This is a genomic window from Halopseudomonas salegens, assembly GCF_900105655.1.
Taxonomy (GTDB): Bacteria; Pseudomonadota; Gammaproteobacteria; order Pseudomonadales; family Pseudomonadaceae; genus Halopseudomonas; species Halopseudomonas salegens.
This window is the reverse complement of the sequence record NZ_LT629787.1, coordinates 914,721-937,953: the sequence shown is the minus strand read 5'-3', so window position 1 is coordinate 937,953 and position 23,233 is coordinate 914,721. Positions and strand designations below refer to the sequence as shown.

Annotated in this window: 20 protein-coding genes; 9 read left to right on the top strand and 11 right to left on the bottom strand. The window is 57.1% G+C overall.

What is annotated here, in order from left to right; translation table 11 throughout:
• The first annotated feature begins 107 nt into the window (after positions 1-107).
• Together mutS and fdxA are read left to right on the top strand one after the other, a co-directional pair.
• Positions 108-2,693 carry a DNA mismatch repair protein MutS gene (mutS, locus tag BLU07_RS04255; protein ID WP_092384481.1) on the top strand — a complete coding sequence of 862 codons (2,586 nt, stop codon included), beginning with the start codon at positions 108-110 and terminating at the stop codon, positions 2,691-2,693.
• Between the two features lie 102 nt (positions 2,694-2,795).
• Positions 2,796-3,119 (top strand): ferredoxin FdxA, encoded by a 324-nt coding sequence (gene fdxA / locus BLU07_RS04250; RefSeq protein WP_092384479.1) that lies wholly within the window; start codon positions 2,796-2,798, stop codon positions 3,117-3,119.
• Positions 3,120-3,604: 485 nt separating this feature from the next.
• Here fdxA and groL read toward each other — a convergent pair whose 3' ends face one another.
• The 3 genes from groL to BLU07_RS04235 all read right to left on the bottom strand — a co-directional run bounded on the left by groL (position 3,605) and on the right by BLU07_RS04235 (position 6,228).
• Entirely contained in the window at positions 3,605-5,257 is a 1,653-nt protein-coding gene (gene groL, locus BLU07_RS04245) for a chaperonin GroEL (RefSeq protein ID WP_092384477.1), read from the bottom strand.
• A gap of 50 nt (positions 5,258-5,307) precedes the next feature.
• Positions 5,308-5,601, bottom strand: coding sequence for a co-chaperone GroES (locus tag BLU07_RS04240; RefSeq protein WP_092384475.1), 294 nt, complete (start codon positions 5,599-5,601; stop codon positions 5,308-5,310).
• A 168-nt stretch (positions 5,602-5,769) separates the two neighbouring features.
• Entirely contained in the window at positions 5,770-6,228 is a 459-nt protein-coding gene (locus tag BLU07_RS04235; RefSeq protein WP_231701720.1) for an FxsA family protein, read from the bottom strand.
• Positions 6,229-6,559: 331 nt separating this feature from the next.
• Between BLU07_RS04235 and BLU07_RS04230 the strand changes: the two genes are divergently transcribed.
• The gene (locus tag BLU07_RS04230; RefSeq protein WP_092384471.1) at positions 6,560-7,318 is read left to right on the top strand and encodes an SDR family oxidoreductase; all 759 of its coding nucleotides are present in this window, start codon (positions 6,560-6,562) and stop codon (positions 7,316-7,318) included.
• A gap of 46 nt (positions 7,319-7,364) precedes the next feature.
• Here BLU07_RS04230 and BLU07_RS04225 read toward each other — a convergent pair whose 3' ends face one another.
• Positions 7,365-8,366 (bottom strand): DUF481 domain-containing protein, encoded by a 1,002-nt coding sequence (locus BLU07_RS04225; protein WP_157719077.1) that lies wholly within the window; start codon positions 8,364-8,366, stop codon positions 7,365-7,367.
• Positions 8,367-8,409: 43 nt separating this feature from the next.
• On the opposite strand from BLU07_RS04225, the gene BLU07_RS04220 reads away from it, so the two are divergent.
• Both BLU07_RS04220 and BLU07_RS04215 read left to right on the top strand, forming a co-directional pair.
• Positions 8,410-8,769: an MGMT family protein gene (locus tag BLU07_RS04220; RefSeq protein ID WP_092384467.1), complete on the top strand. Its 360-nt coding sequence runs from the start codon at positions 8,410-8,412 to the stop codon at positions 8,767-8,769.
• A 36-nt stretch (positions 8,770-8,805) separates the two neighbouring features.
• The gene (locus tag BLU07_RS04215; protein WP_197675060.1) at positions 8,806-10,158 is read left to right on the top strand and encodes an AmpG family muropeptide MFS transporter; all 1,353 of its coding nucleotides are present in this window, start codon (positions 8,806-8,808) and stop codon (positions 10,156-10,158) included.
• Between the two features lie 49 nt (positions 10,159-10,207).
• On the opposite strand, the gene BLU07_RS04210 is transcribed toward BLU07_RS04215, so the two are convergent.
• Positions 10,208-11,050: a mechanosensitive ion channel family protein gene (locus tag BLU07_RS04210; protein WP_092384463.1), complete on the bottom strand. Its 843-nt coding sequence runs from the start codon at positions 11,048-11,050 to the stop codon at positions 10,208-10,210.
• A gap of 26 nt (positions 11,051-11,076) precedes the next feature.
• Complete coding sequence (locus BLU07_RS04205; RefSeq protein WP_092384461.1) at positions 11,077-11,562, bottom strand: YajQ family cyclic di-GMP-binding protein; 486 nt, start codon at positions 11,560-11,562, stop codon at positions 11,077-11,079.
• Between the two features lie 110 nt (positions 11,563-11,672).
• On the opposite strand from BLU07_RS04205, the gene BLU07_RS04200 reads away from it, so the two are divergent.
• From BLU07_RS04200 to BLU07_RS04190, 3 genes are all read left to right on the top strand, one after another.
• On the top strand, positions 11,673-12,626 hold the full coding sequence (locus BLU07_RS04200) for a response regulator (RefSeq protein WP_092384459.1): 954 nt from the start codon (positions 11,673-11,675) through the stop codon (positions 12,624-12,626).
• Positions 12,627-12,638: 12 nt separating this feature from the next.
• Entirely contained in the window at positions 12,639-13,559 is a 921-nt protein-coding gene (locus tag BLU07_RS04195) for a 2-dehydropantoate 2-reductase (protein WP_092384456.1), read from the top strand.
• A 70-nt stretch (positions 13,560-13,629) separates the two neighbouring features.
• On the top strand, positions 13,630-14,199 hold the full coding sequence (locus tag BLU07_RS04190; RefSeq protein ID WP_092384454.1) for a cob(I)yrinic acid a,c-diamide adenosyltransferase: 570 nt from the start codon (positions 13,630-13,632) through the stop codon (positions 14,197-14,199).
• 45 nt (positions 14,200-14,244) lie between these two features.
• On the opposite strand, the gene BLU07_RS04185 is transcribed toward BLU07_RS04190, so the two are convergent.
• The 4 genes from BLU07_RS04185 to BLU07_RS04170 form a co-directional block, all read right to left on the bottom strand.
• Positions 14,245-16,263, bottom strand: a complete 2,019-nt coding sequence (locus tag BLU07_RS04185; protein WP_092384452.1) for a methyl-accepting chemotaxis protein — start codon at positions 16,261-16,263, stop codon at positions 14,245-14,247.
• Between the two features lie 166 nt (positions 16,264-16,429).
• Positions 16,430-17,239 carry a regulatory signaling modulator protein AmpE gene (gene ampE, locus BLU07_RS04180; protein ID WP_092384450.1) on the bottom strand — a complete coding sequence of 270 codons (810 nt, stop codon included), beginning with the start codon at positions 17,237-17,239 and terminating at the stop codon, positions 16,430-16,432.
• Complete coding sequence (gene ampD / locus BLU07_RS04175) at positions 17,236-17,802, bottom strand: 1,6-anhydro-N-acetylmuramyl-L-alanine amidase AmpD (protein ID WP_092384448.1); 567 nt, start codon at positions 17,800-17,802, stop codon at positions 17,236-17,238. The genes ampE and ampD overlap by 4 nt, the downstream gene beginning before the upstream one ends.
• Before the next feature lie 67 nt (positions 17,803-17,869).
• Positions 17,870-20,245: a DUF1631 domain-containing protein gene (locus BLU07_RS04170; protein ID WP_092384446.1), complete on the bottom strand. Its 2,376-nt coding sequence runs from the start codon at positions 20,243-20,245 to the stop codon at positions 17,870-17,872.
• Between the two features lie 290 nt (positions 20,246-20,535).
• Between BLU07_RS04170 and BLU07_RS04165 the strand changes: the two genes are divergently transcribed.
• Complete coding sequence (locus BLU07_RS04165; RefSeq protein WP_092384444.1) at positions 20,536-21,948, top strand: alanine/glycine:cation symporter family protein; 1,413 nt, start codon at positions 20,536-20,538, stop codon at positions 21,946-21,948.
• A gap of 75 nt (positions 21,949-22,023) precedes the next feature.
• Here the strand turns inward: BLU07_RS04165 and BLU07_RS04160 are convergent, their stop codons facing one another.
• The gene (locus tag BLU07_RS04160) at positions 22,024-22,998 is read right to left on the bottom strand and encodes a hypothetical protein (RefSeq protein WP_092384442.1); all 975 of its coding nucleotides are present in this window, start codon (positions 22,996-22,998) and stop codon (positions 22,024-22,026) included.
• Positions 22,999-23,233 lie beyond the last annotated feature (235 nt).

The window sequence follows — 23,233 nt, the reverse complement described above, 5'->3', positions numbered from 1 at the left end:
GACGTGGCCGGTTTGCTACTCTGACGCGCTGCCATAGCGCGCCCTCCATAGCGAGGTGGTGAACAACCAGCGCAAGCCCGGAAAACACTATTTTTCAATGGATCAAGATGAAAAAAGACGTTCGGAATCAGCCATCCGGTAGCAACCACACCCCCATGATGCAGCAGTTTTTCAGCATCAAGCAGCACCACCCGGACCAATTGCTGTTCTACCGCATGGGTGATTTCTATGAGCTGTTTTACGACGATGCCAAAAAAGCCGCACGCCTGCTGGATATCACGCTGACAGCACGTGGTCAGTCGGGTGGTCAGCCAATTCCCATGGCCGGCATTCCCTACCATGCCGCCGAGGGCTACCTGGCTCGATTGGTCAAACTCGGTGAATCGGTGGTGATCTGCGAGCAAGTGGGCGATCCGGCAACCAGTAAAGGACCGGTCGAGCGCAAAGTCGCACGCATCATTACCCCGGGTACGGTCAGCGATGAAGCGTTGCTGGATGAGCGTCGCGACAACCTGCTCGCCGCCATCGTCGGTAACAACAAGGGCTTTGGCCTCGCCTGCCTGGATATCAACAGCGGCCGCTTCAGCGTCATGGAACTGGCCGGCTGGGAGAATCTGCTGAATGAACTGGAACGTCTGGCGCCGGCAGAGCTGTTGATCCCCGATGACTGGGAAAGCAACACCCCGATCGAGCGCCGCCGCGCCGTGCGTCGCCGCGCACCCTGGGACTTTGACCAGGACAGCGCGTTCAAATCCCTGACCCAGCAATTCGGCACCCAGGATCTGGTCGGCTTTGGTTGCGCCGATCTGACCCTGGGGCTGGGTGCCGCAGGTGCCCTGCTCGCCTACGCCAAGGAAACCCAGCGCACCGCGCTGCCGCATTTGCGCAGCATCAGTCAGGAGCGCGCGGAAGACAGCGTGATCATCGACGCCGCCAGCCGCCGAAATCTGGAAATTGACTGCAATCTGTCCGGTGGCCGCGACAATACCCTGGCCGACGTGCTTGACCATACCGCCACCGCCATGGGCAGCCGCCTGCTGACCCGCTGGCTGAACCGCCCACTGCGTGACATGGCCACCCTGGATGCCCGCCAGGGCAGCATTGCCTGCCTGCTGGAACAGCATCAGCACGAGGAGCTGCGCCCGTTACTCAAAGGCATTGGTGATATCGAACGCATTCTCGCCCGCGTTGCCCTGCGCTCCGCCCGCCCACGCGACCTGGCCCGGCTGCGGGATGCGCTGGCCTTGTTGCCCGAGCTGCAGACTGAACTGGCCACGCTGGAGTATGACCACTTGCAGACGCTGGCCGAACGCATCAGTCAGCATCCGGCGTTGGCCGACCTGCTGGGCAAGGCAATTATCGACAACCCGCCGGTGGTCATCCGTGATGGTGGGGTGATCAAGCCGGGTTTCGATGAGGAGCTGGACGAGCTGCAGAATATCAGCGAAAACGCGGGGCAGTTCTTGCTTGATCTGGAGACCCGTGAACGTGAACGTACCGGCTTATCAACCCTGAAAGTCGGCTATAACCGGGTACATGGCTATTTTATCGAGCTATCACGCGGTCAGTCCGACAAGGCTCCGGCAGATTATATTCGCCGCCAGACCCTGAAAGGCGCCGAGCGTTTCATCACCCCGGAACTCAAGGAATTCGAAGACAAGGCCCTGTCCGCTCGCAGCCGTGCCCTGGCGCGGGAGAAACTGCTCTATGAGCAATTGCTTGACCGGCTGAACGACGACCTCGCCGTGCTGCAGGACTGTGCCGGTGGTCTGGCCGAGCTGGATGTGCTGGCAACCCTGGCCGAACGCGCCAGCAGCCTGGATTATTGTCGGCCGCAGTTTGTCAGTGACAGCCAGTTACGCATCGAACAGGGCCGTCACCCGGTGGTCGAGCATGTGCTGGATACCCCCTTCGTGGCCAACGACGTGACCCTGGACCAGGACACCCGCATGCTGGTGATCACCGGCCCGAACATGGGCGGTAAATCGACCTACATGCGCCAGACCGCTCTGATCGTTCTGCTGGCGCATATTGGCAGTTATGTCCCGGCCCACAGTGTCGAGCTGTCCAGTGTTGACCGTATCTTTACCCGCATCGGCTCCAGTGATGACCTGGCCGGCGGGCGCTCGACCTTCATGGTGGAGATGAGTGAAACCGCCAATATCCTCAACAATGCGACCGATGCCAGTCTGGTTCTGATGGATGAAGTGGGTCGCGGCACCAGCACCTTTGATGGCCTGTCCCTGGCCTGGTCAGCCGCCGAATACCTTGGTCGCCTGCGTGCTTTCAGCCTGTTTGCCACCCATTATTTCGAACTGACCAGCCTGGCGGAAACCGACCCCGGGGTAATCAATGTGCACCTGACCGCCACCGAGCACAATGAACGCATTGTGTTTCTGCATTCGGTGCAGCCCGGCCCTGCCAGTCAGAGCTATGGTTTGCAGGTAGCACAGCTGGCCGGGGTGCCGCGTAGCGTGATCGAGCGTGCCCGTGAGCACCTCAGTCATCTGGAACAACAAAGCCTGGGACACAATAACCGACTCAGCCCCCCTGAGAGTCACACACCGCTACAGAACGACCTGTTTGCCAGTGCGCCCCATCCACTGGTGGACAAGCTGCAACAACTGCAGCCGGATGACCTGAGTCCGCGCCAGGCACTCGAGCTGCTCTACAGCTGGAAACAACACCTCTGAAGCAGAACTGACCCCGATACCGCCTGGCACCTGTGCAGGCGGGTAAAAACTGCTAGACTACGCGGCAAATTATGATTGCCTGATTACCATGGAGACCCACTCATGACCTTTGTTGTTACCGACAACTGCATCAAGTGCAAATACACCGATTGCGTTGAGGTCTGCCCTGTCGATTGTTTCTACGAAGGCCCCAACTTCCTCGTTATTCATCCGGACGAATGCATTGATTGTGCGCTCTGCGAGCCCGAATGCCCGGCGAATGCCATTTTCTCCGAGGACGAGGTGCCGGAAGATCAGCAAGAGTTTACCGAGCTGAATGCCGAGCTGGCCGAGATCTGGCCGGTCATCACGGAAAAGAAAGAAGCCCTGGCCGACGCAGAAGAATGGGATGGCGTGCCGGACAAGTTGCAGTACCTGGAGCGTTAACCGCCCGCGGGACGCAAAAAGGCCGACAATAATGTCGGCCTTTTTTATGTTCGCGTGTTCTGTGCTACTTTTTTCCGGGCAAAAAAAGGGGCGGGATAACCCGCCCACTCTTCATTCCTTATATGGCATCCTTGTCTGGTCGTCCTGACCTTTGATCATCCTGATAGTCCATGACTCAGGCTTCCTGCCGAGTAGCGCTTCCCTGACGCTTGGTGACATCATATCTTGAAACAGACTGCTGGCAAGCTCACCCCAATGGGTGACCAATCGGTCACACAATCAATAATATCCTTAATTAACAGTAGCTTGAAATTCTACGACAGCCAGAACACCCTATTCCGCACAACACGTCACAGCAAATGCTTACACCACCTGTAGGTGATCTCTTACAAAATTGCGCCTTCACATCAGCAATAACCTGAACGCCAGACAATAAAAAACCCGGTGCTGCATGCAGCACCGGGTTTTTAATGGGCCGGGCAGGCTTACATCATGCCGCCCATACCGCCCATACCACCCATGCCGCCCATGTCAGGCATACCGCCACCCGACTTCTCGTCGTCTGGCAGATCAGCAATCATGGCTTCAGTGGTGATCATCAGGCTGGCGACCGAGGCAGCGGCTTGCAGCGCGCTACGGGTAACCTTGGCCGGATCGAGAATACCCATCTCGATCATGTCGCCGTATTCACCGGTAGCAGCGTTGTAGCCGTAGTTGCCTTCGCCTGCCTTGACTTCCTGCAGAACGACGGCAGCTTCGTCACCCGAGTTGGTTACGATCTGACGCAGCGGTGCTTCAACAGCACGTTGCAGCAAACGGATGCCCACGTTCTGCTCTTCGTTGTCACCCTTGAGGTCTTTCAGAGCAGCCAGCGTGCGTACCAGAGCTACACCACCGCCAGGTACCACGCCTTCTTCAACGGCCGCACGGGTTGCGTGCAGGGCGTCTTCAACGCGGTGCTTCTTCTCTTTCATCTCGACTTCAGTAGCCGCACCGACCTTGATCAGGGCAACACCGCCAGCCAGTTTGGCCAGACGCTCTTGCAGTTTTTCGCGATCGTAGTCAGAGGTGGTGTCTTCCACCTGCTTGCGGATCTGCGCCACGCGGGCTTCGATATCAGCCTTGGTCCCGGCACCGTCAACAATGGTGGAGTTATCCTTGTTGATCTGAACGGTCTTGGCTTGACCCAGGTGCTCCAGCGTGGTGTTTTCCAGGCTCAGGCCAACTTCTTCGCTGATCACGGTACCACCAGTGAGGATGGCGATATCCTGCAACATGGCCTTGCGACGATCACCAAAGCCCGGGGCCTTGACCGCAGACACCTTGACGATACCGCGCATGTTGTTGACAACCAGCGTAGCCAGGGCTTCGCCTTCAACATCTTCGGCGATGATCAACAAGGGGCGACCCGCCTTGGCAACCGCTTCCAGTACCGGCAGCAGCTCGCGAATGTTGGAGATTTTCTTGTCAACCAGCAGCAGATAGGGGTTATCCAGATCGGCAGACATGGTTTCCGGCTTGTTGATGAAGTAAGGCGACAGGTAACCACGGTCAAACTGCATGCCTTCAACCACAGACAGCTCGTTATCCAGACCGGAACCTTCTTCAACAGTGATCACGCCTTCCTTGCCAACACGATCCATGGCTTCGGCAATGATCTTGCCGACCGTTTCGTCGGAGTTGGCGGAGATGGTGCCAACCTGAGCAATGGCTTTGGAATCAGTGCAGGGCTTGGCCAGGTTCTTCAGCTCGGCAACAATGGCGATAGTCGCCTTGTCGATGCCGCGCTTGACGTCCATCGGGTTCATACCGGCAGCCACAGCCTTCAGGCCTTCGGTGACGATAGCCTGAGCCAGAACGGTGGCGGTCGTGGTGCCGTCACCGGCATCATCGTTGGCACGTGAGGCCACGTCTTTGACCAACTGGGCACCCATGTTCTCGAACTTGTCCTGCAGTTCGATTTCCTTGGCGACAGTGACACCGTCTTTGGTGATCAGCGGCGCGCCGAAGCTGCGCTCGATCAGGACGTTGCGCCCCTTCGGACCCAGGGTTGCCTTTACCGCGTCAGCCAGTATGTTGACGCCATTGAGCATTTTGTTGCGGGCAGGTACGCCGAATTTAACTTCTTTTGCAGCCATGATTGCTTTCCTTCAATGAATTCGTTCAGGGAATGTGGAAATCAGCCGTTTCAGCCTTCCAGTACGCCGTAGATTTCAGACTCGCTCATGATCAGCAGCTCTTCGCCGTCGATCTTGATGGTGCTGCTACCGGAGTAGGGGCCGAAAACTACCTTGTCACCTTCCTTGATCGCCAGCGGACGGACGTCGCCATTGTCCAGCAGACGGCCGGTGCCCACGGCGATAACTTCACCGGTGTTGGGCTTTTCTGCAGCAGAACCCGGCAGAACGATGCCACCAGCGGTCTTGGTTTCTTCTTCGCTGCGCCGAACGACTACGCGATCATGTAACGGACGGATTTTCATCGTTATGAGTCTCCCAATAGAATGTCATTGGCCGGCATGCCGGCTCTGGTTAAAAAATCGGACCTTGCGGCCCGAGAAGTGGCAGCCACCCGGCTACCCCCTCTGTTCGTTGGATGCTCCGTTAATGGGGCCCGGCTGGGGCATTTCAAGGGCATCCGGCAATTTTTTTCACTCGTGATCAATACGCTTTTTCGGCGCGGCATCGGGGTCAGGCTCTTCTTCCCATTCGCCCTCGATAATGGTTTCGCCGTCGCGCTTCCATACAGTGGGGCCACCGGGTTCACCCGGACCGGGCTGATCTGCCCGACCACGGTTGGCCAATGCCAACAGCAGGCAGGGTACGGCAAGGGCGTCGGTGATCAGACCCGGGATCATCAGCAACAACCCGGCCAACACCCCCCACATACCAGCCCGCAGGGTGGCGAAAGGCGCCTGGTTCCGCTGCATCTGTTGCTGCAGACGGTGTATTGCATGACCACCGTGACTTTGCATGATCAACAAACCGAGAAAACCACTGCCTATCACCCAGAGCAGGGTCCAACCGACACCAATGTGCTGGCCGAGCAGGATCAGGCTGGCCAACTCCATAAAAGGCAGCGCCAGCAAAGCCAGACGGAAAAACGGCATACGCACCTCAGTGACCTGATAAAACCAGTATCTGGGCATGCCGGGGCAAATTTTCAAGGGGGCCGCGGCAATATCGCTGCTTGCAGCCACAGAAAGTGGCTGTGTTCAGCCTGGATTGTCGCGGCGCTGCGCGCTTCGCAATGGCGGTGATCTGAAGCAGTCAAGGGCGCTGATATCGACGTCGATATCATGGCCAGGCCCGCAGGGCCGTGGCCATCCAGATTGACTCAGTAGTCAGCCTGATCCGACTATTTCCATCCCCCGGATTCTGCGGCATGCTTGCAGCCGATTTCTGTTATTCGACAATTTTTGGCTTTGAGGAGTGCCAGACATGCAACTGAAAGACAGTGTAATCATCATTACCGGTGGCGGTCAGGGCCTGGGCCGCTCAATGGCCGAATTTCTTGCCGCCAGGGGCGCCCGGCTGGCGTTGGTCGACCTGGATCAACAGCGCCTCGATGAAGCGGCAGCCGCCTGCAAAGCCGCCGGTGGTGACGCACGCAGCTATGTCTGCAACGTCGCCAATGAAGAGCAGGTCGGTGACATGGTCAACCAGGTCGCCAGCGACTTTGGTGCGATCAACGGCCTGATCAACAATGCCGGGATTCTGCGTGACGGCCTGTTATTGAAAAGCAAGGATGGGCAGATTCAGAAGCTGAGCCTGAGCCAATGGCAGTCAGTCATCGACGTTAACCTGACCGGGGTATTCCTGTGTACTCGCGATGTTGGCGCCAAGATGATCGAACTGGGCAACCAGGGCCTGATCATCAACATTTCGTCAATTTCCCGTGCTGGCAACATCGGACAGTCGAATTACTCTGCGGCCAAGGCAGGGGTTGCCGCGCTGACGGTGGTCTGGGCCAGGGAGCTGGCACGTTTCGGGATCAGGGTAGCGGGTATTGCACCCGGGTTCATCGAAACCGAAATGACTGCCAGCATGAAGCCGGAAGCGCTGGAAAAGATGACCGCAGGCATTCCGCTCAAGCGCATGGGCAAACCGGACGAGATTGCTCACTCAGCAGCCTATCTGTTCGAGAACGAGTTCTATACCGGACGCGTACTGGAACTGGATGGCGGACTGCGTCTCTGATCCGCGGTATCAGTCAGGGCGGGCGCCCATGGCGCCCGTTGGATAACTACCAGTTGACACCCAGGGCAAAGCGATAGCGTCGATCATTGACATCCTGGCCCTGTGAGCTGCGCAAGTAATCCCAATCAGCCAACACACTGAGGGTCATCCAGCTGTTCAGCAGGTAACGCATACCCAGGTCCGCATCGACGCCATAGCGGATCAGAGCGTCATCGGCAAATACCGTCTCCGCGTTATGGAAAAGCTCGAAGCGCTTGCCCCAGAGAAAGCGCCGATAACTCCACTCCAATACAGCAGCTGTAGCGTTCAAGGTATCGCCATTGCGCTCTTTTGCTTCAATATAATCCAGTCGTGCCGCCGTTTCGAAGCGCCCCAAGGGGTTGTTCCACCATTCGTAACCCGGCCCCATACCGACCTGACGGCGCATGGCAATGTCACCCATGTAGTCGCGGCGGTAGCCAAGACTGGTGTTCCAGAACCACTTTTCGGCAAAGAACCAGCTCAGGTCGTAATCAGCTTCCCAGTTATGCCGGATCTTGGTGCCATCGCTTTTATCCCGCTCGTATTCAGCGCCGATACCATGCCGCCAATCCCCCAGCCGCACCTGAGTATCCAGTGCCACATCCAGATCACGTCGCTTGATCTCGGAATCCCGAATATCCAGTGCCGCCCTGGCATTGCCTTCCCAGCGTGCATCCGCAATCAGGGGCTGTGGTGCCAGTACCTGCTGCAATTCCGACAACGCCACGACGTCAGCGCTGCCATTCTGCAACACCACCATGCCGGATTGCTCGGCGACTTTAACCCCTTGTACCCGGTCAGTCTGGCCAACACGCCTGACCAGTAAAGGACCGTCAGCTTCGAGTGTGACGACCTGCTCGAGGTCAACCGTTATTGCGCCGGCAAACTCGGTGCGCACAAGCAACTTGCCGCCTTCAATCCAGTCAATGCTTCCGCTGATTCGATCACCATTGTCCAGCCACACGGTGTCAGCCACAGACAGTGGGGCACAGCACAGCAACAGACTCAAGCAGACGGCACGCAACATCAGATACACTCAACGGGTTAATTCGGATTCGGCAGCATTATCCATGAGCACAGGGCATTCAACAAACCGCGACACATCGCTCGGCCCCGCCTATCAGGCCTTTCTGCATCATCTTGCCAGCGTACCGCCTGGCCATGTCTGCACCTATGGCGTACTGGCGCAGTTGTCCGGTTGTGGGCGTGGTGCCCGTTTGATCGCACGCTGGCTCAGCCGGTTGCCGGACGACTCGCGGTTACCCTGGCACCGGGTCATCAATGCTCGCGGTCAGTTGTCCCTGGATAAAAACAGTGCCAGCGGCAAGGAACAATATCAACGCTTGCTTGCCGAAGGCATAATTGCCCGCAATGGGCGCATTGATCTCGCGCACTACGGCTGGCCCAAGGCTTTTTTTACCTCTCTCTGAACAGGATTCAGTATGGCGTCCACGGATGACCAAGCAGTGACAAATCAAGCCGGCGAAGGCCTGCGGGTCTATCTTAATCCCCGCGTGCTGGGCATGTTGTTTCTGGGCTTTTCCGCCGGCCTGCCCTTGTTGCTGGTGGGCAGCACTTTTAGTGCCTGGCTGGGTGACATTGGCGTTGAATTGGCTGCCATCGGTTTTTTGAGCTGGGTGGGTATGGCGCATTCCATCAAGGTCCTCTGGGCGCCCCTGGTCGACCGGATATCCTTACCGCTATTGGCCCGATGGCTGGGCCGGCGCCGCGCCTGGATGCTGTTATCTCAAACCGTCATCGCAGGCTCACTGCTCGGCATGGCGTTAACCGATCCACACGAAAACCTGACATTAATTGCCATCTTTGCCGTATTTGCTGCCTTTGGTTCAGCAACCCAGGACATTTCTATTGATGCCTATCGGGTCGAAGCCGAGGCACGGCACCGGCAAGCTGCCATGGCAGCCACCTATGTTGCCGGTTACCGCGTTGCATTACTGGTTGCATTGGCTGGCGCCTTGCACATCGCCAATCTTGATATTTGGTCGACGGCCTACACCATCATGGCGCTGCTGATGGGTGTCGGCATGCTGACCACTATGATCATTGCCGAGCCGGATGTTCACGTCACTCAAGCAACACGGGAAATGGAGGCACGGGTTGCGGATTATCTGGCAAAAACTACGCACTCCGGTTGGAAGCGCAGCCTGAGCGCCTGGCTGATCGGTGCCTTTGTCAGCCCCTTCGCCGATTTTTTCCAGCGTTACGGCAAGGCAGCCTTACTGATCCTGCTGTTTATCGGCTGTTTCCGCATCAGTGACATCTTTATGGGCGTTATGGCCAATCCTTTCTATCTGGATATCGGCTTCAGCAAAGCCGAAATTGCCAACATTGCGGCTGCTTTCGGCCTGGCGATGACGCTTGGCGGGGCGGCATTGGGCGGGGTACTGGTAGCACGCTTTGGTATTGCACCGATTTTGCTGTTTACCGCTTTTATGGCACCGGCGACCAATCTGACCTTTGCCTGGCTGGCCTATATCGGTCCCGAGCAATACGGCCTGATCATGGCTATCATCGCCGACAATGTAACCGGTGGCATGGCCATTTCGGTATTCATCGCCTACTTGTCGAGCCTGACCAATACGGCCTACACAGCAACCCAATATGCCCTGTTCAGCTCGATCATGACCCTGCCCGGCCAGTTTGCCGCTGGCTTTACCGGGGTACTCGCCGCCAATGTGGGCTGGATCAGTTTCTTCTTTGTCACCGCGTTGACCGGTTTACCGGCCATCATTCTCGCCGCTTTGCTGCTCAAGGTTGCGCATCCCGACAGGGTCAACCGCCCCGGTATCACCCAATAACCAACAAGCCCGGCATATAGCCGGGCTTGTTGCAGCACACAACCTGATGTCACTCCGCCTGGGCAGGAGCCTGCACCATATGGACGGTACGCTGAGGGAAGGGAATGCTGATACCTTCCTGATCAAAGGCTTCCTTGGATTGCTCGGTCAAATCCCACATCACCCCCCAGAAGTCATCGGTCTTGGTCCACATGCGCAGGGACAGGTCAACTGAATTATCACCCAGCCCGGTGAGCCGCACCGCTGGCTCCGGATCCTTGAGTACCCGCTCATCCGCATGGGCCAGCCGCAGCAGAACTTCACGTGCCTGCTTGATATCGTCACCGTAATCAATCCCGATATTCACATCGACTCGCCGCGTCGGTTGACGCGAGTAGTTGGTGATATTGTCATTGGACAAGCTGCCGTTGGGAATGATGACCGTTTTGTTGTCTGGCGTTTTCAGCACCGTATGAAAAATCTGGATGCTGTCCACGGTCCCGCCCGTACCCTGAGCCTCAATGTACTCGCCGACCTTGAACGGGCGCAAAAACAGGATCAACACACCACCGGCAAAGTTGGCCAGGCTGCCCTGCAGGGCAAAACCCACGGCCAGACCAGCAGCACCAATCACGGCAATGAATGACGTTGTTTCGACACCGATCATGCCCGCAACACTGATGATCAGCAGAACTTTGAGACCAATGCCGACCAGACTGCCGATAACGGTGTGCAAGCTCTTGTCAATGTTACGCTTTTCCATCAAGGCAAGCACACCACGGCTGATGCGACCAATAACCCACCAGCCAATGACCAGGGTAATAATCGCCAGCAACACCTGGCTGCCGTACTGCATGACCATGGGTAACACTGCCGCTTGCAATTCGTCCAGTTGTTCCATCACGCTCTCCATTGAATGCTCCTGTAAGATGAAATTACTCAATCACGGAAGTTGTTGAACTGCAAGGGCATGGAAAAGTCTCCCGCCCGCAATAGAGCCATTACCTGTTGCAGATCATCGCGTTTTTTTCCGGTTACCCGCACCTGCTCACCCTGAATGGCAGCCTGTACCTTGATTTTTGAATCCTTGATCGCGGCGACGATTTTTTTCGCCAGTTCCTTGTCGATGCCTTCGCGCAGCAGCACCTCTTGCTTGACCTGCTTACCGGAGGCATAGGGGTCTTTCAGCTCCAGACACGCAATATCCACCTTGCGCTTGACCAGGTTGATCTTGAGGATTTCCAGCATCTGCTCCAGCTGAAAATCGGCGTCGGCACTGATGATGACTTGCTGCGTCTTGTCCTGAAACTCGAAGTTGCCTTTACCACGCAAATCGTAGCGCCGTTCAAGGTCTTTCGCCGCGTTATCGACCGCGTTGGTGACTTCATGTTTGTCGAGTTCCGAGACCACATCAAAGGATGGCATGCATTTTCCTCAAAATTTGTCGAAAAAAAGACACAGTTGGCAAAACATTTGGCCAAGCCGTGGCATTATAGCGGGGAACAGGAACGCACAGTGTAGCCGGAGAGCTTGTTATGCCCAACCCGCAACTCAGCATCATGGTCGTGGATGACACCAAGTTCAGTAGTGCCGTCATCGGTCACAGTCTGCAAAAAGCAGGCTATGCAGACATCCGTTTCGCCAGTTCGGCGCTGGATGCCCTCGCCATGCATGAAGAGCGCCCCGCCAGCGTCATGATCGCCGACTGGCTGATGCCGGAAATCGACGGCCTTGAGCTGACTGCCAGGGTGCGTCAGGTAGATGAGCAGAGTGCTCATTACACCTATGTGGTTTTATTGACCGCCAAGGAAGGTGACAAAGCCTTGAGCGAAGCCTTTGATCGAGGCGTGGATGACTTTATCAGCAAATCATCGATGAACGAACAGCTGCTGCCTCGGGTATTTGCCGCTGACCGTACGTCGCAGCTGATCAACCGTCTGCTGGATGAAAACCGCCTGCTGGCCAACAACAACGCACACCTGGAAGAACACAACCTGGTTGACAGTATTACTGCCACCGGCAACCGCCGCTACTTGCTGCAAAGACTGGGTGAAGCACTGAACAACGTGGCCTCCCGAGGCGGAGTCTGCTGCCTGCTGACCCTGGGCATTCAGAACCTCGAGGAAATGCGCGAGCGTTATGGCGATGCTACCGAACAGGAACTCTTGCGTGGCCTGGCTCGGCGGCTGCAGCAACTGGTACGGCCGACCGACGTGATTACGCGGGTCAGTGACAATGTATTCGCGCTGGTCACGCTGGCTGACAAGGCTGACGACTGCAAGCCCAGCAGCTTCCGTCGCCTGTACGACGGCCTGAACCTGAAAGCGTTCAAGACTGCCGAAGGCTATCTCTCGGTACGCGCAGGCCTGACCATTACCGTGGTTGGCAACGAGCCGCAAATGCCTGCTCCTGCCGACTTGCTGGAACAGGGTGAAATACGCCTGGCTGACGCCTATGCAACCAACCTGATTACCGAGATCCGCCGCTAGGCGGTCAGCGCCATGCTGCACATTCTTGGCGCCGGCAGTATCGGCTTGCTCTGGGCCGCGCGCCTGCAAAGGGCAGGCTTCCCGGTACAGTTGATCTTGCGCAATGCCGCTCGCCTGTCTGCCTGGCAAGACCAGGCGGGTCAACTGGAGATGACCGACCCCGGCCAACAGCAACATGTCAGCCTGACGCTGAATGCGGAACTCCCCGACAGCCCGGACCCCATCCGTTTTTTGCTGGTGGCGACCAAGGCGTATGCCGCAGAGGCCGCTGTGTCCAGCGTACAGCATCGACTCAGCACAGATGCCCAGGTGTTGCTCCTGCAAAATGGCCTGGGCAGTCAACAAGCCATCAGTCGCCTGCTACCGCACCAGCGTATTTTCTACGCCAGTGTAACCGATGGTGCCTGGCGACCATCAGCACACCAGTTGATCTGGGCCGGTCACGGCCAGACGATCATTGGTGATCCGCGCCAGGGCCCACCACCCGAGTGGCTGACTCGCTGGCAGGAACATGGACTGACTCTTGAATGGCATGCGGATATTCTGGCGGTGCTTTGGCGCAAGCTGGCGGTCAACTGTGCAATCAATCCGTTGACCGTCTTGCTTGACTGCCCCAATGGCGAGCTGTTGCAAGGCGCCCACGGCCGCCTGGAAGAACTCAGTCAGGAACTGGCACTGCTGCTGTCTGCCTTTGGCATTCCCCTGAGCCTGGACATCTTGCGGACCCAGCTGGATCAGGTGATACACCAGACCGCCACCAACTCTTCATCCATGCGTCAGGATGTACACCACGGCCGCCGCACCGAGATCGACTTCATGTTGGGTTTTGCCCTGCGCAGCGCAGATCAACTGAATCTGGCCGTGCCGGCATTGCGTAAACTGAATGCCGAGCTGCAGACATATCTGGCAACGCATGGCTTGCCACTCGACTGAGCGATGGCTTTGCCTGTGACGGCTTTGCCGCTACCCTGTGCTGCCAACGACAACTGCCAGGATGCAAGACATGGGATACCGACTGAGCAAGCTATACACCCGAACCGGCGACAAAGGTGATACCGGCCTGGCTGATGGCCGCCGTATCAGCAAAGACCATCCGCGGGTTGAAGCCATGGGCAGCGTGGACGAGCTGAACAGTCAGTTGGGCATTTTGCTGGCTGAGCTGGAGCATCCATCGATGCACGGCCTGGTTGAGCACCTGGCACCGATTCAGCATCGGCTGTTTGATCTGGGGGGCGAACTGGCAGTACCCGGTTATGACATTATCAGCGCAGAGGATGTCACTGCTCTGGAAGAACTGATTGATCATTACAACGCTGAACTGCAACCGCTGACCAATTTCATTCTGCCCGGTGGTTCGCGCCCGATAGCCCAGGCACACCTGGCGCGCAGCGTCTGCCGTCGCGCAGAGCGCCGTTACCTGACTCTGGCCAATCATGAGGCTGTCAACGAGCAGGCGCCGATCTACCTCAATCGGCTGTCCGACCTGCTATTCGTGATTGCCCGCACCATCGCCCGCCTGCAAAACACGCCGGAAGTTCTCTGGGCACCCAAGCCCAAACCGGAAGCAGGCTGAAACGCCTGACAACGGGCTTGAGCAAAGCGCCAAAAGGCTGGCCGATCAGACGCGGAACGCGCTGACAATACGTTGCAGCTCCTGAACCAGTTGCCCCATGCGATGACTTGATTCTTCTGCCTGACGCGCACCGACAGCTGTACGCTCACCCACTTCATTGATCTGGACGATGTTCTGGTCAATATCGTGGCTGACAGCGGTCTGCTCTTCCGCCGCCGCAGCGATCTGCTGACTCTGATCGACGATCTGCGAAATCGAGGTCAGGATATTCGCCAAGGCCGCCTGAACCTTGAGTGTTGAATCGACTGACTCTCCGGTCATGCCATGGCTGCTGCCCATGGCTTTGACTGCGGCATTCACCCCTTCCTGCAAGCGGGCGATCATCTGCTCGATTTCCTCGGTTGATTCGTGCGTCCGCCGGGCCAGTGTGCGCACTTCATCGGCAACAACCGCGAAGCCTCGCCCCTGCTCACCGGCACGCGCCGCTTCGATAGCGGCGTTGAGCGCAAGCAGATTGGTCTGTTCAGCCACACCCTTGATCACATCCAGTACCCGGCTGATTGAGCTGCTGTCATCCGCAAGCTTGTTGATAACCTTGACCGCGTGCTCGATTTCATTCGCCAGCCCCTCGATGACCTTGACCGAGGATTCAACCAGCGTACGACCGTTCAGGGTTTCATTGTTGACCTCTTCAGCATTGCTGACAGCTACTGCAGCACTGCTCGCCACCTCCTGCGAAGTGGCCGCCATTTCGTTCATTGCCGTAGCTACCTGCTCGATCTGGCTGCGCTGAGCGGCAACCGCCTGGCTGCTATCGGCTGAAATTTGCTGCACTTGATCAGACTGTTCGTTGACCTGTGCGCTCATGCTGCTGACCTGCTGGATCAACTCGCGAATGCGCAAAATGGTATCGTTGAAATCACTTGCCAGGGCACCGAGTTCATCACGACTGTCGACCCTCGCCTGTACCGTCATATCGCCCTGGGCAACCTGCCCCATCTTCTCGGAGAGGTGTTTGATGGTATGCCGAGTCGCCAGATAGAAGCCGCCGTAAAGGTAGACAACCACAACAAGCACCAAGCCCAACAGAATGATCAGAGTAAACATGGCCTGGTAATTCGACCCTACCCGGGCATCCAGCACGGATTCCAGGGCTACCAGTGTCGCATCACCCAGATTCCAGCTGGTATCGACCTGGGTCGTGATACGATCAAAAAACTCGTTCCAGCTGCCGGTCATCGTGCTGGCCAGGATGATGTCATCCTCGAAGATCTGCTGAGTCGCATCCAGACTCTCAATACTGCGAGTGACCTCATTGCGCAGACTGGCAAACTCCTCCCGGCCATCAAGAAAACCCAATGCCTGCTGATAATCATTGCGCACACGCGGCAGCACATCGAGAATGTCATCCATGATGCGGCTGGCATCGGAATTCATGTAACCAAGCTCGACCACGTAACTGCCCACGGCCCGGCCATGGCCCAGAGTGCTTGTCACTTCCGGAATGGCATTGACCAGAATATTGCCTACCTGACGTACATCGGCATCGTAGTCCTGCATCAGACCCGCATAGGATGCACCCATTCCCAATAGGGATATGGCCTGCCCGTAAGCCTGTGCAGACATGTCGGCACGCCCTCGGGTCGACTCCTGACCAATGCGCTGATACAGGTCCACCAGTGTGTCACGCAGTTCCAACAGGTCACTCGCGCCGTCCGCTTCAGCACGCACCGGCAAGGCATTCAGCCGCTCAATCAGGTCTTGCCGAAGCGCCGCAGTGCGCTGCTCCAGCTGCTCGGCCACCTGGCCCTCGGTCATCTGGAAGTAGGCGGTATCCAGGTCACGCAACTGCTCGGCACGGCGTACGATCTCCACTTGCTGGCGCACCAGGGCAAGGCTGTCCAGCGCATGCTCGGAAATCACCACTCGCTGGTAGGACTGCTGGACCAGCATGCTGCTGACGATAATCAGCGGCACCAGGAACAACAGGCTTATCAGGCAAAACTTCATGCCGTAACTGAGGCGATTCATCAATGCAATTGCGGGCGCCATGAATGCGTTCACTCAAACTTCTCCTCAAAGGTCGGACGGACGCGGTTGTTCTTCTCGGCAGCGAGGGGCGTCTCATTCCTTAAATCAGTACAGGTTGTGCGCTACTCCGGATCACAACCCGGTGTCTCATGTTGAGTCTATCGGCGACCCATCCGCAATCTTTAACCAAAACCGCGACTTAAACCAGACTTATCAAGGCCCACATCACCACCCAGATCAGCAAGGCACGCAATAACAACTGACGCGCCTGATCCAAAGCAGCTGTCCCAGCTGTCTCTGGCTGTCCCAACGCAGCCCGGCCAATGCGCGTGACTACCTGGCTGGCAGCCTGATCCCAATTGCCAAGATAGTCGCGTATCACGCTGAGTGCCTGCTCAAAACGCCCGACCAGGGCAAAGCTCAGACCCAGCATGCGAACAGGCAACCACTCGAGTGCGTGACACAGGCGTGCCGACCAGTCAGCGGCTGGCCAGCTAAATCCCTGGCCACGCTGCAACAAGCGGTACCCCAATGCGCCCAGAGGGCCCAGCAGCAAATACCAGAAAAGCGGGATGAAATAACCATGTGCGGTTTCCCACAGCATGTGGCCCTGCAAGGCGGAACGCAGCTCTTGCGGGTTCTCTGTGGTCAGGCCAAAGTCGCGCTCGGCAAGCAGACTGGCCGCCTGATGGTCATTCCGCAACAGCGCCTGACGCAACTCATCAAACAGATTCCCCAATGGATCACTGCGTCCGACGCAAAGCAGCAACACCAGCACATGCAGCAACAGGGTAAACAGCCCGTAGACAAAACCGGTCAGCAACCCGTCCAGCAGCCACAACAACAAAAGCGGGCTCAGCAGTGCAGTCAAGGCCAACAGCGGATGCCAATGCTGGCAACGCGGGCTGAGAGCCTTGCTCCAGCCAGTAACCAGATCCAGAGGAAATCCGGTGCGCCAGGGGGTGAAACGCAAAATCAATACAACCAGCAACAAAACCAGAAAACTCATGTCACCGTCCTTGAAGTGGCAGGCAGCAGGCTGCGCAGGTAACGCCCCCAGTCAAACGCGGGGCCGGGGTCGGTCTTGCGCCCGGGAGCAATGAATTCATGCCCGGTAATGCGCTGCCGGGTAAGCAAGGGGTAACGTTGCTGCAATTGCAACGTCAGGCTACGCAGGGCTGCGTATTGTTGATCACTGTAGGGGGTTTCATCGGCGCCCTCAAGCTCGATACCGATGGAAAAGTCATTGCACTCGGCACGCCCGGCAAAACTTGAACGCCCCGCATGCCATGCGCGCTGTCGGCAGGGGACAAACTGGGTTACCTCGCCATCCCGGGCAATCAGGAAATGGGCCGACACCCGCAAATCGGCAATCTCGGCAAAGTAGGGATGCTCGCGTCGATCAAGCTCTCCGCGAAAGAAGGCCTGCACATAGCCGCCGCCGAACTGCCCGGGCGGCAGGCTGATGTTGTGGATTACCAGGAGAGAAATATCCAGCGGATCCGGACGATCATTGCAATGCGGCGAAGGACATACAATGACCCCCGGCAGCCATTCAGCAGCATCTGACATAGCACAAGCGTCCAACAGTTGATGTGAACGCTTATGCTACCAGCCCGTCGCCCGGGCAGCGAGCCAGTTAACGGCGATCCTGCAACTGACGCAAATTTCCGATGACGGACTCAAGCGCCCGATCAAACAGTTGGTTGTCATCCAGCAAGCGAATCAAACCCTGTTCGTAGTGCTTGATCAGATTGCTCTCGGTAAACTCGGCCATCTTGACGCCAGCCCGGTTGACGAAAATATACTTGCGACTGAAGCTGATATGCGCAGCCAGCTTGCAGCGTTGCTCTGACTCGCCTTCAGCCTTGATCAGGCCAAACCAGCTCCCCACATTCAGGGATGCAACCCAGGCCAGCGAGCGATTATCAGGCAGGTCGGTGATCAGCTCGGGGGCTTCTTCTACCACCGGTGATTCCAGCACCGGGGCAACAACCTGGACAATCTCCGGGCTGGCAACCGGCTGCTCTTCAACCGCCGGGTCAGCGGCCGCCACAACATCAGCTGCCGGCTGGAGCTTATCCGTTTCCGGTGAGGTTTCGTTGGCATCTACTGCACGTTTGGCTGCTACCGGGGTGGTATCGGCCTGCGGCTCTTTCGGCGCCTCTGCAGCGCGCTCTGGCTTGACCACCGGCTTGCTGGCAAACATGCTCTCATGAGCCGCAGCCAGATCATGCAATTGCTGAAGAGCTTGAGGACTATCCAGGCCACTCTCCAGCAAGGCGGACTGCATTTTCTCGCGCAGTTTGCTGGCCGCAGCCAGACGCTCCGGCTTGTCGGCTTCCTCGACATTGGCAAAGCTGGCCACCAGCGCTTTGGCCATCGCCATGGATTGCCGCCATTGCGGGCTGTCGCTGCCCTCTCGCAAGGCAACCATCTGCAGTTGCTGACTCCACACGTCACGCAGCACATCCAGCGCCACCACGGGCAGACTGCGACCGAGGAGCAGCTCGTTCAATGCACCGGCAACGTCATGCCGTGCAGCATCAACCCGTGCACGCCCTTCTTCCGCATCGCGTGTACGCTGCTCAAGGCGATCGCTTCGGCGCTGCTCCTGACGGACATAACCACTCAGCTCCGCGTGCAACTCGGCAAACAGTTCTGGCTGCGGGTCACTGACTTCCAGCAGGCGCTCAACGGTTTGCTCGATCTGCTCATGCAGCTTGTCACGCGTCAGATCATCGTGGTCACTCCACCCCAGGGTGGCGCGAGCCAACTCGTTGATCAACTTGCGCGCCGGGTGACTGGAGCGACTGAAAAAGCTCTTGTCGGCAATGGCCAACCGCAACACCGGCAATTGCAAACGACCGATCAACGCCTTCAGCGCGCCGGGCAACTGGTCATCGTCGAGAATAAAATCAAACAGCATCGACACCAGGCTGATGACGTCATCATCAACGCGCTCAAGTCCGCGCGACTCGCCCGTGCGACTGTGCAAGCCGGTCAGCAGGTCACGGATCTGCATCCGCAACGCCGACCCTGTCATGGCTTCACTGTCAACGTGTAATTGCCCCAGCAGCTGCAACAACTCCTGCTGCTGAACCGGCCGTGCATTCTGCTGCCCCAGCGGCGCAAGAGCCGCATCGCCACTGGCATGGCGCCAGCTGCTGACCAGATCGGCAAACAGATTCAACGGAGAGTCAGCGGCTACCGGCTGATCACTGCCCGCACCACTGGGATAGGACTGAGCAGCACTGGATGAGCCCGCATTACCTGGTGCAGCAGGCCGAGTGCTGCGCTGCGCATGCAAACGCAGGTCAGGCAGAATACCGGCATGAACCAGAATCTCGTTAAGCTGTTGATAGAGAGCATCTGATTCATTCAGCACATAGCGCTCGAACAGTTTGAGCACAATCAGCCTGACCTTGATATCCAGCTCCAGCGGAGCCAGCGCATCGACGAAATACTGTGCCAGATTGGCCGGTCCGAGCGGGTTGGCGCTTTCATCCACCTGCGCTTTGACCAGGCTATTCATTCGTACGGCCAACTGAGTCAGCGCTGTGGCATTGCGCCCGGCCACCCGGTTGACCATGTTATCCATGGCAACCGTTTGCTCCAGCTCATCCGGCTGGACCAGGGTCAAAGTATCCAGCGCAAAATGACTCAGACTGTCTTTACTGGCACTGCTGGTATAGTTGTTCAGCTCTTCCAGTTCACGCTCAAGTCGCCCAAGGCAGGCTTTTTCAATGGCGTGTCGGCGCAAGCGAATAGCACGCATGGCCTCGAAGTAGAGTGACTGATCAGTATTGCTGCCGGCTTTGTCAGCCATTTCAAACAGGCTGTCATCGGCATTATCGAACAACGCCACCAGGGTGGTACGCAAAAAGACCAGAGCCTGTTCACGAACCGGCCTGAGCGGCACAGGCAAGGCGGATGGCCGCTGCTTTGCATCAGCGGCAGCTGCTGCATCGCCATCGCGTGCAGACAAGGGAACCACTTTTGAATCATTAGTCATGTGCAATCTCCAGACAGGCGTTACTGCCTTTGGGGAACGCCGCGGTGCCAACCCTGCTACCTGAGTAAAATCGTCCGTCAAGTCGTATTTCTGGCGTCAAATTTTCATTAGCAAGTATAAGCCTTTTCCTCATCAACCCAAGTGGCAATATCCCGTTTTAAGACGTAGGTCACACTTTTTCTGCTTTCGATATCAAGTCGCCATTACCCATTTCTCGGTCAGTAGCGGGCAAAAAGCCATTTTCTGGATTATGCTCTGAATGCTGTCAATACCTCAGGAGAAAATCGCCGATGGAAACACCAGAAACTCAACTGCCACCTGCTGAAAGCGGGTTCTTTGACGCCTTGATCACCTTTATCGAGGCGGTCAACGGTGTTGTCTGGGGCTGGCCCATGCTTGCCTTGCTCGCCGGTACCGGCCTCTATCTGACTCTGGGTCTCAAGCTGCTGCCGCAACGCAAGCTGGTTTACGGCTTCCGTATGCTCTGGCGTGGACGCAAAAGCGATGAAGCCGGCGATATCAGTCCGTTCAACGCGCTCATGACATCCCTCTCTGCCACCATAGGAACCGGTAATATCGCCGGCGTCGCCACGGCGCTGTTTTTCGGCGGACCGGGTGCGCTGTTCTGGATGTGGCTGATCGCCATTGTCGGTATGGCAACCAAATTCTGCGAAGCTGTATTGGCCGTACATTACCGCGAAAAAGATGCGCTCGGCCACCATGTCGGCGGCCCGATGTACTACATCAGGAACGGACTCGGTGCCAAATGGAAATGGCTTGGCATCCTGTTTGCCGTTTTCGGCATGCTGGCGGGCTTCGGCATAGGCAATACAATTCAGTCCAACTCGGTATCAGATGCCCTGAACAGCACCTTCGGCATTCACCCAATGGTGACCGGTATCGTCATTGCCGTACTGGTTGCTCTTGTGCTGATCGGTGGAATCAAGCGCATTGGCGATGTCGCCGGCAAGCTGGTGCCGATCATGGCTCTTTTCTATGTGCTGGGTGGGGTAACTATCCTGATCATTCATGCTGACCGACTACCGGAAGCCTTTGGCATGATCTTCTACTATGCCTTCAACCCGATCGCCGCCGCCGGTGGCTTTGCCGGGGCCGCCGTCTGGGCGGCAATCCGCTTCGGTGTCGCCCGTGGGGTGTTCTCCAACGAGGCAGGTCTGGGCAGTGCGCCTATCGCCCATGCTGCTGCGCAGACCAACAATCCGATTCGCCAGGGTACGGTAGCCATGCTGGGTACCTTTATTGATACCATTATCATCTGCTCGATTACCGGCCTGGTCATTCTGGTGACCGGTGCCTGGCAAAGTGGTGAAAATGGCGCCTCGCTCTCGGCCCATGCATTCAATCTGGGTCTGCCCGGGGGCTGGGGGCAATACATCGTCAGTATCGGTCTGGCCATTTTTGCCTTCACCACCATCATCGGCTGGAGTTTTTACGGCGAAAAGTGCACCCAGTTTCTGTTTGGCGAGCGATCCAATGCGCCGTTCCGTCTGATCTGGGTGCTGGCTATCCCGATAGGAACCCTGCCTGGCATGGACCTTGGCAGTCTCTGGTTGGTGGCGGATACCCTGAATGCAATGATGGCCTTGCCCAACCTGATTGCCTTGTTATTGCTCAGCCCGGTGGTGTTCAAGTTGACCAAAAGTTACTTCAACAACCCGGAACAATATAACGGCGACCAGTGAGCCAGTCAGGTTACTGCCCCGCACAGCGGGGCAGTCTCCATCGCACACATCTTCACGACTTGCCCGCCATAGCCGCTAGCGGCGATCGGCCTGCGCAGTGAAGTCACCGGTACTGCCGGAATAACCCTGTACATTGAACTGGTACACGCCAGCCGTCAGCGCATGTTGAATACGGCAGTTGTGGTCAGACCCATCATCGTTTTCCGCCATCATTTCGCCAGACTGGTCGCGCAGTTCGCAATAGGTATCGGTTTCACCCTGGGTCTGGAACACATACATACCCGGATCAACGATCTCGACCTCGAAATTGATCAATGATTCTGCGCCATCAAGACGTGCACTCTGCTGCTCGCCTACTGGCAATGTCAGAGTCTGAATTTCCGTAGGAGCCGCCATGAAGGTGGTCCGGCCGCCCTCACCTTCGTAGCCATTGATCACGAAATGGTAACGCCCACTAACCAGTGTCTGTATCAGGCCACAGTTCTCGTCATCGCCAAAGTCATCGTTGTAACCCAGCTCTTTGCCATCGGCGCCATACAGGTGACATTCGGTATCCATCAGCCCCGTGGTGCTCAACAGGAATGCGCCATCTTCCGCCACGTCAAAGGCAATAACGGCTCCACGCCCCGCGTCGACATCCAGATTGATGACATCTCCAACCTTGGCCTGCTCAACCGGCAATGCCTCCAGCATCAGTTGAACACGGCCCCGATCGCTGACTTCATAACCAGAAAGACCCACCGTGTAGTTGCCTGCATCAAGCATGGTATTGATCATGCAATTGAACTCGGATCCGCTGTCATCATCCTCGACAATCAAGGCTCCATCCGCGTCATACAGCTTGCAGACTGAATCCTCATCACCACGGGTAAACAGCGAATAGAAACCCGGATCAGTGATCTCGACATCCATTTTGGTTTCGGTAAACCCGATGCTGACATCGGTCAGCTCGCCGACCACCAGATCAGATGGTGAGGATCCATCGCAACCAGCCAGTGACAGCGACACGGCAGCGGTCAGAACGCAAAGTGGGTTGGTTATATTTTTCATTATAAAGTCCTGAATTAGCAGAATATATTTCACCGCGAACTTACAGCAGATATGAACCGGGCAAATTGCAACTCCCCTGCAATCGACCGGGAGAATGTATCAAGGTCCGGGTATTGTTGGTATTGCGCAAGCGCCAACGAATTTAAACCAGTCAACCGGTCAATACAACGGCAACCGGCAACGGTGCCTTCACCCAGGCACCTGCATCCCGCGAAATGGTCATTTTCCGGTATAC

Excerpts from the sequence above, each read along its gene's own strand:
- mutS (WP_092384481.1), top strand. The coding sequence starts at position 108 with ATGAAAAAAGACGTTCGGAATCAGCCATCCGGTAGCAACCACACCCCC.
- fdxA (WP_092384479.1), top strand. The coding sequence starts at position 2,796 with ATGACCTTTGTTGTTACCGACAACTGCATCAAGTGCAAATACACCGAT.
- groL (WP_092384477.1), bottom strand. The coding sequence starts at position 5,257 with ATGGCTGCAAAAGAAGTTAAATTCGGCGTACCTGCCCGCAACAAAATG.
- BLU07_RS04240 (WP_092384475.1), bottom strand. The coding sequence starts at position 5,601 with ATGAAAATCCGTCCGTTACATGATCGCGTAGTCGTTCGGCGCAGCGAA.
- BLU07_RS04235 (WP_231701720.1), bottom strand. The coding sequence starts at position 6,228 with ATGCCGTTTTTCCGTCTGGCTTTGCTGGCGCTGCCTTTTATGGAGTTG.
- BLU07_RS04230 (WP_092384471.1), top strand. The coding sequence starts at position 6,560 with ATGCAACTGAAAGACAGTGTAATCATCATTACCGGTGGCGGTCAGGGC.
- BLU07_RS04225 (WP_157719077.1), bottom strand. The coding sequence starts at position 8,366 with ATGTTGCGTGCCGTCTGCTTGAGTCTGTTGCTGTGCTGTGCCCCACTG.
- BLU07_RS04220 (WP_092384467.1), top strand. The coding sequence starts at position 8,410 with ATGAGCACAGGGCATTCAACAAACCGCGACACATCGCTCGGCCCCGCC.
- BLU07_RS04210 (WP_092384463.1), bottom strand. The coding sequence starts at position 11,050 with ATGGAGAGCGTGATGGAACAACTGGACGAATTGCAAGCGGCAGTGTTA.
- BLU07_RS04205 (WP_092384461.1), bottom strand. The coding sequence starts at position 11,562 with ATGCCATCCTTTGATGTGGTCTCGGAACTCGACAAACATGAAGTCACC.
- BLU07_RS04200 (WP_092384459.1), top strand. The coding sequence starts at position 11,673 with ATGCCCAACCCGCAACTCAGCATCATGGTCGTGGATGACACCAAGTTC.
- BLU07_RS04195 (WP_092384456.1), top strand. The coding sequence starts at position 12,639 with ATGCTGCACATTCTTGGCGCCGGCAGTATCGGCTTGCTCTGGGCCGCG.
- BLU07_RS04190 (WP_092384454.1), top strand. The coding sequence starts at position 13,630 with ATGGGATACCGACTGAGCAAGCTATACACCCGAACCGGCGACAAAGGT.
- ampE (WP_092384450.1), bottom strand. The coding sequence starts at position 17,239 with ATGAGTTTTCTGGTTTTGTTGCTGGTTGTATTGATTTTGCGTTTCACC.
- ampD (WP_092384448.1), bottom strand. The coding sequence starts at position 17,802 with ATGTCAGATGCTGCTGAATGGCTGCCGGGGGTCATTGTATGTCCTTCG.
- BLU07_RS04170 (WP_092384446.1), bottom strand. The coding sequence starts at position 20,245 with ATGACTAATGATTCAAAAGTGGTTCCCTTGTCTGCACGCGATGGCGAT.
- BLU07_RS04165 (WP_092384444.1), top strand. The coding sequence starts at position 20,536 with ATGGAAACACCAGAAACTCAACTGCCACCTGCTGAAAGCGGGTTCTTT.
- BLU07_RS04160 (WP_092384442.1), bottom strand. The coding sequence starts at position 22,998 with ATGAAAAATATAACCAACCCACTTTGCGTTCTGACCGCTGCCGTGTCG.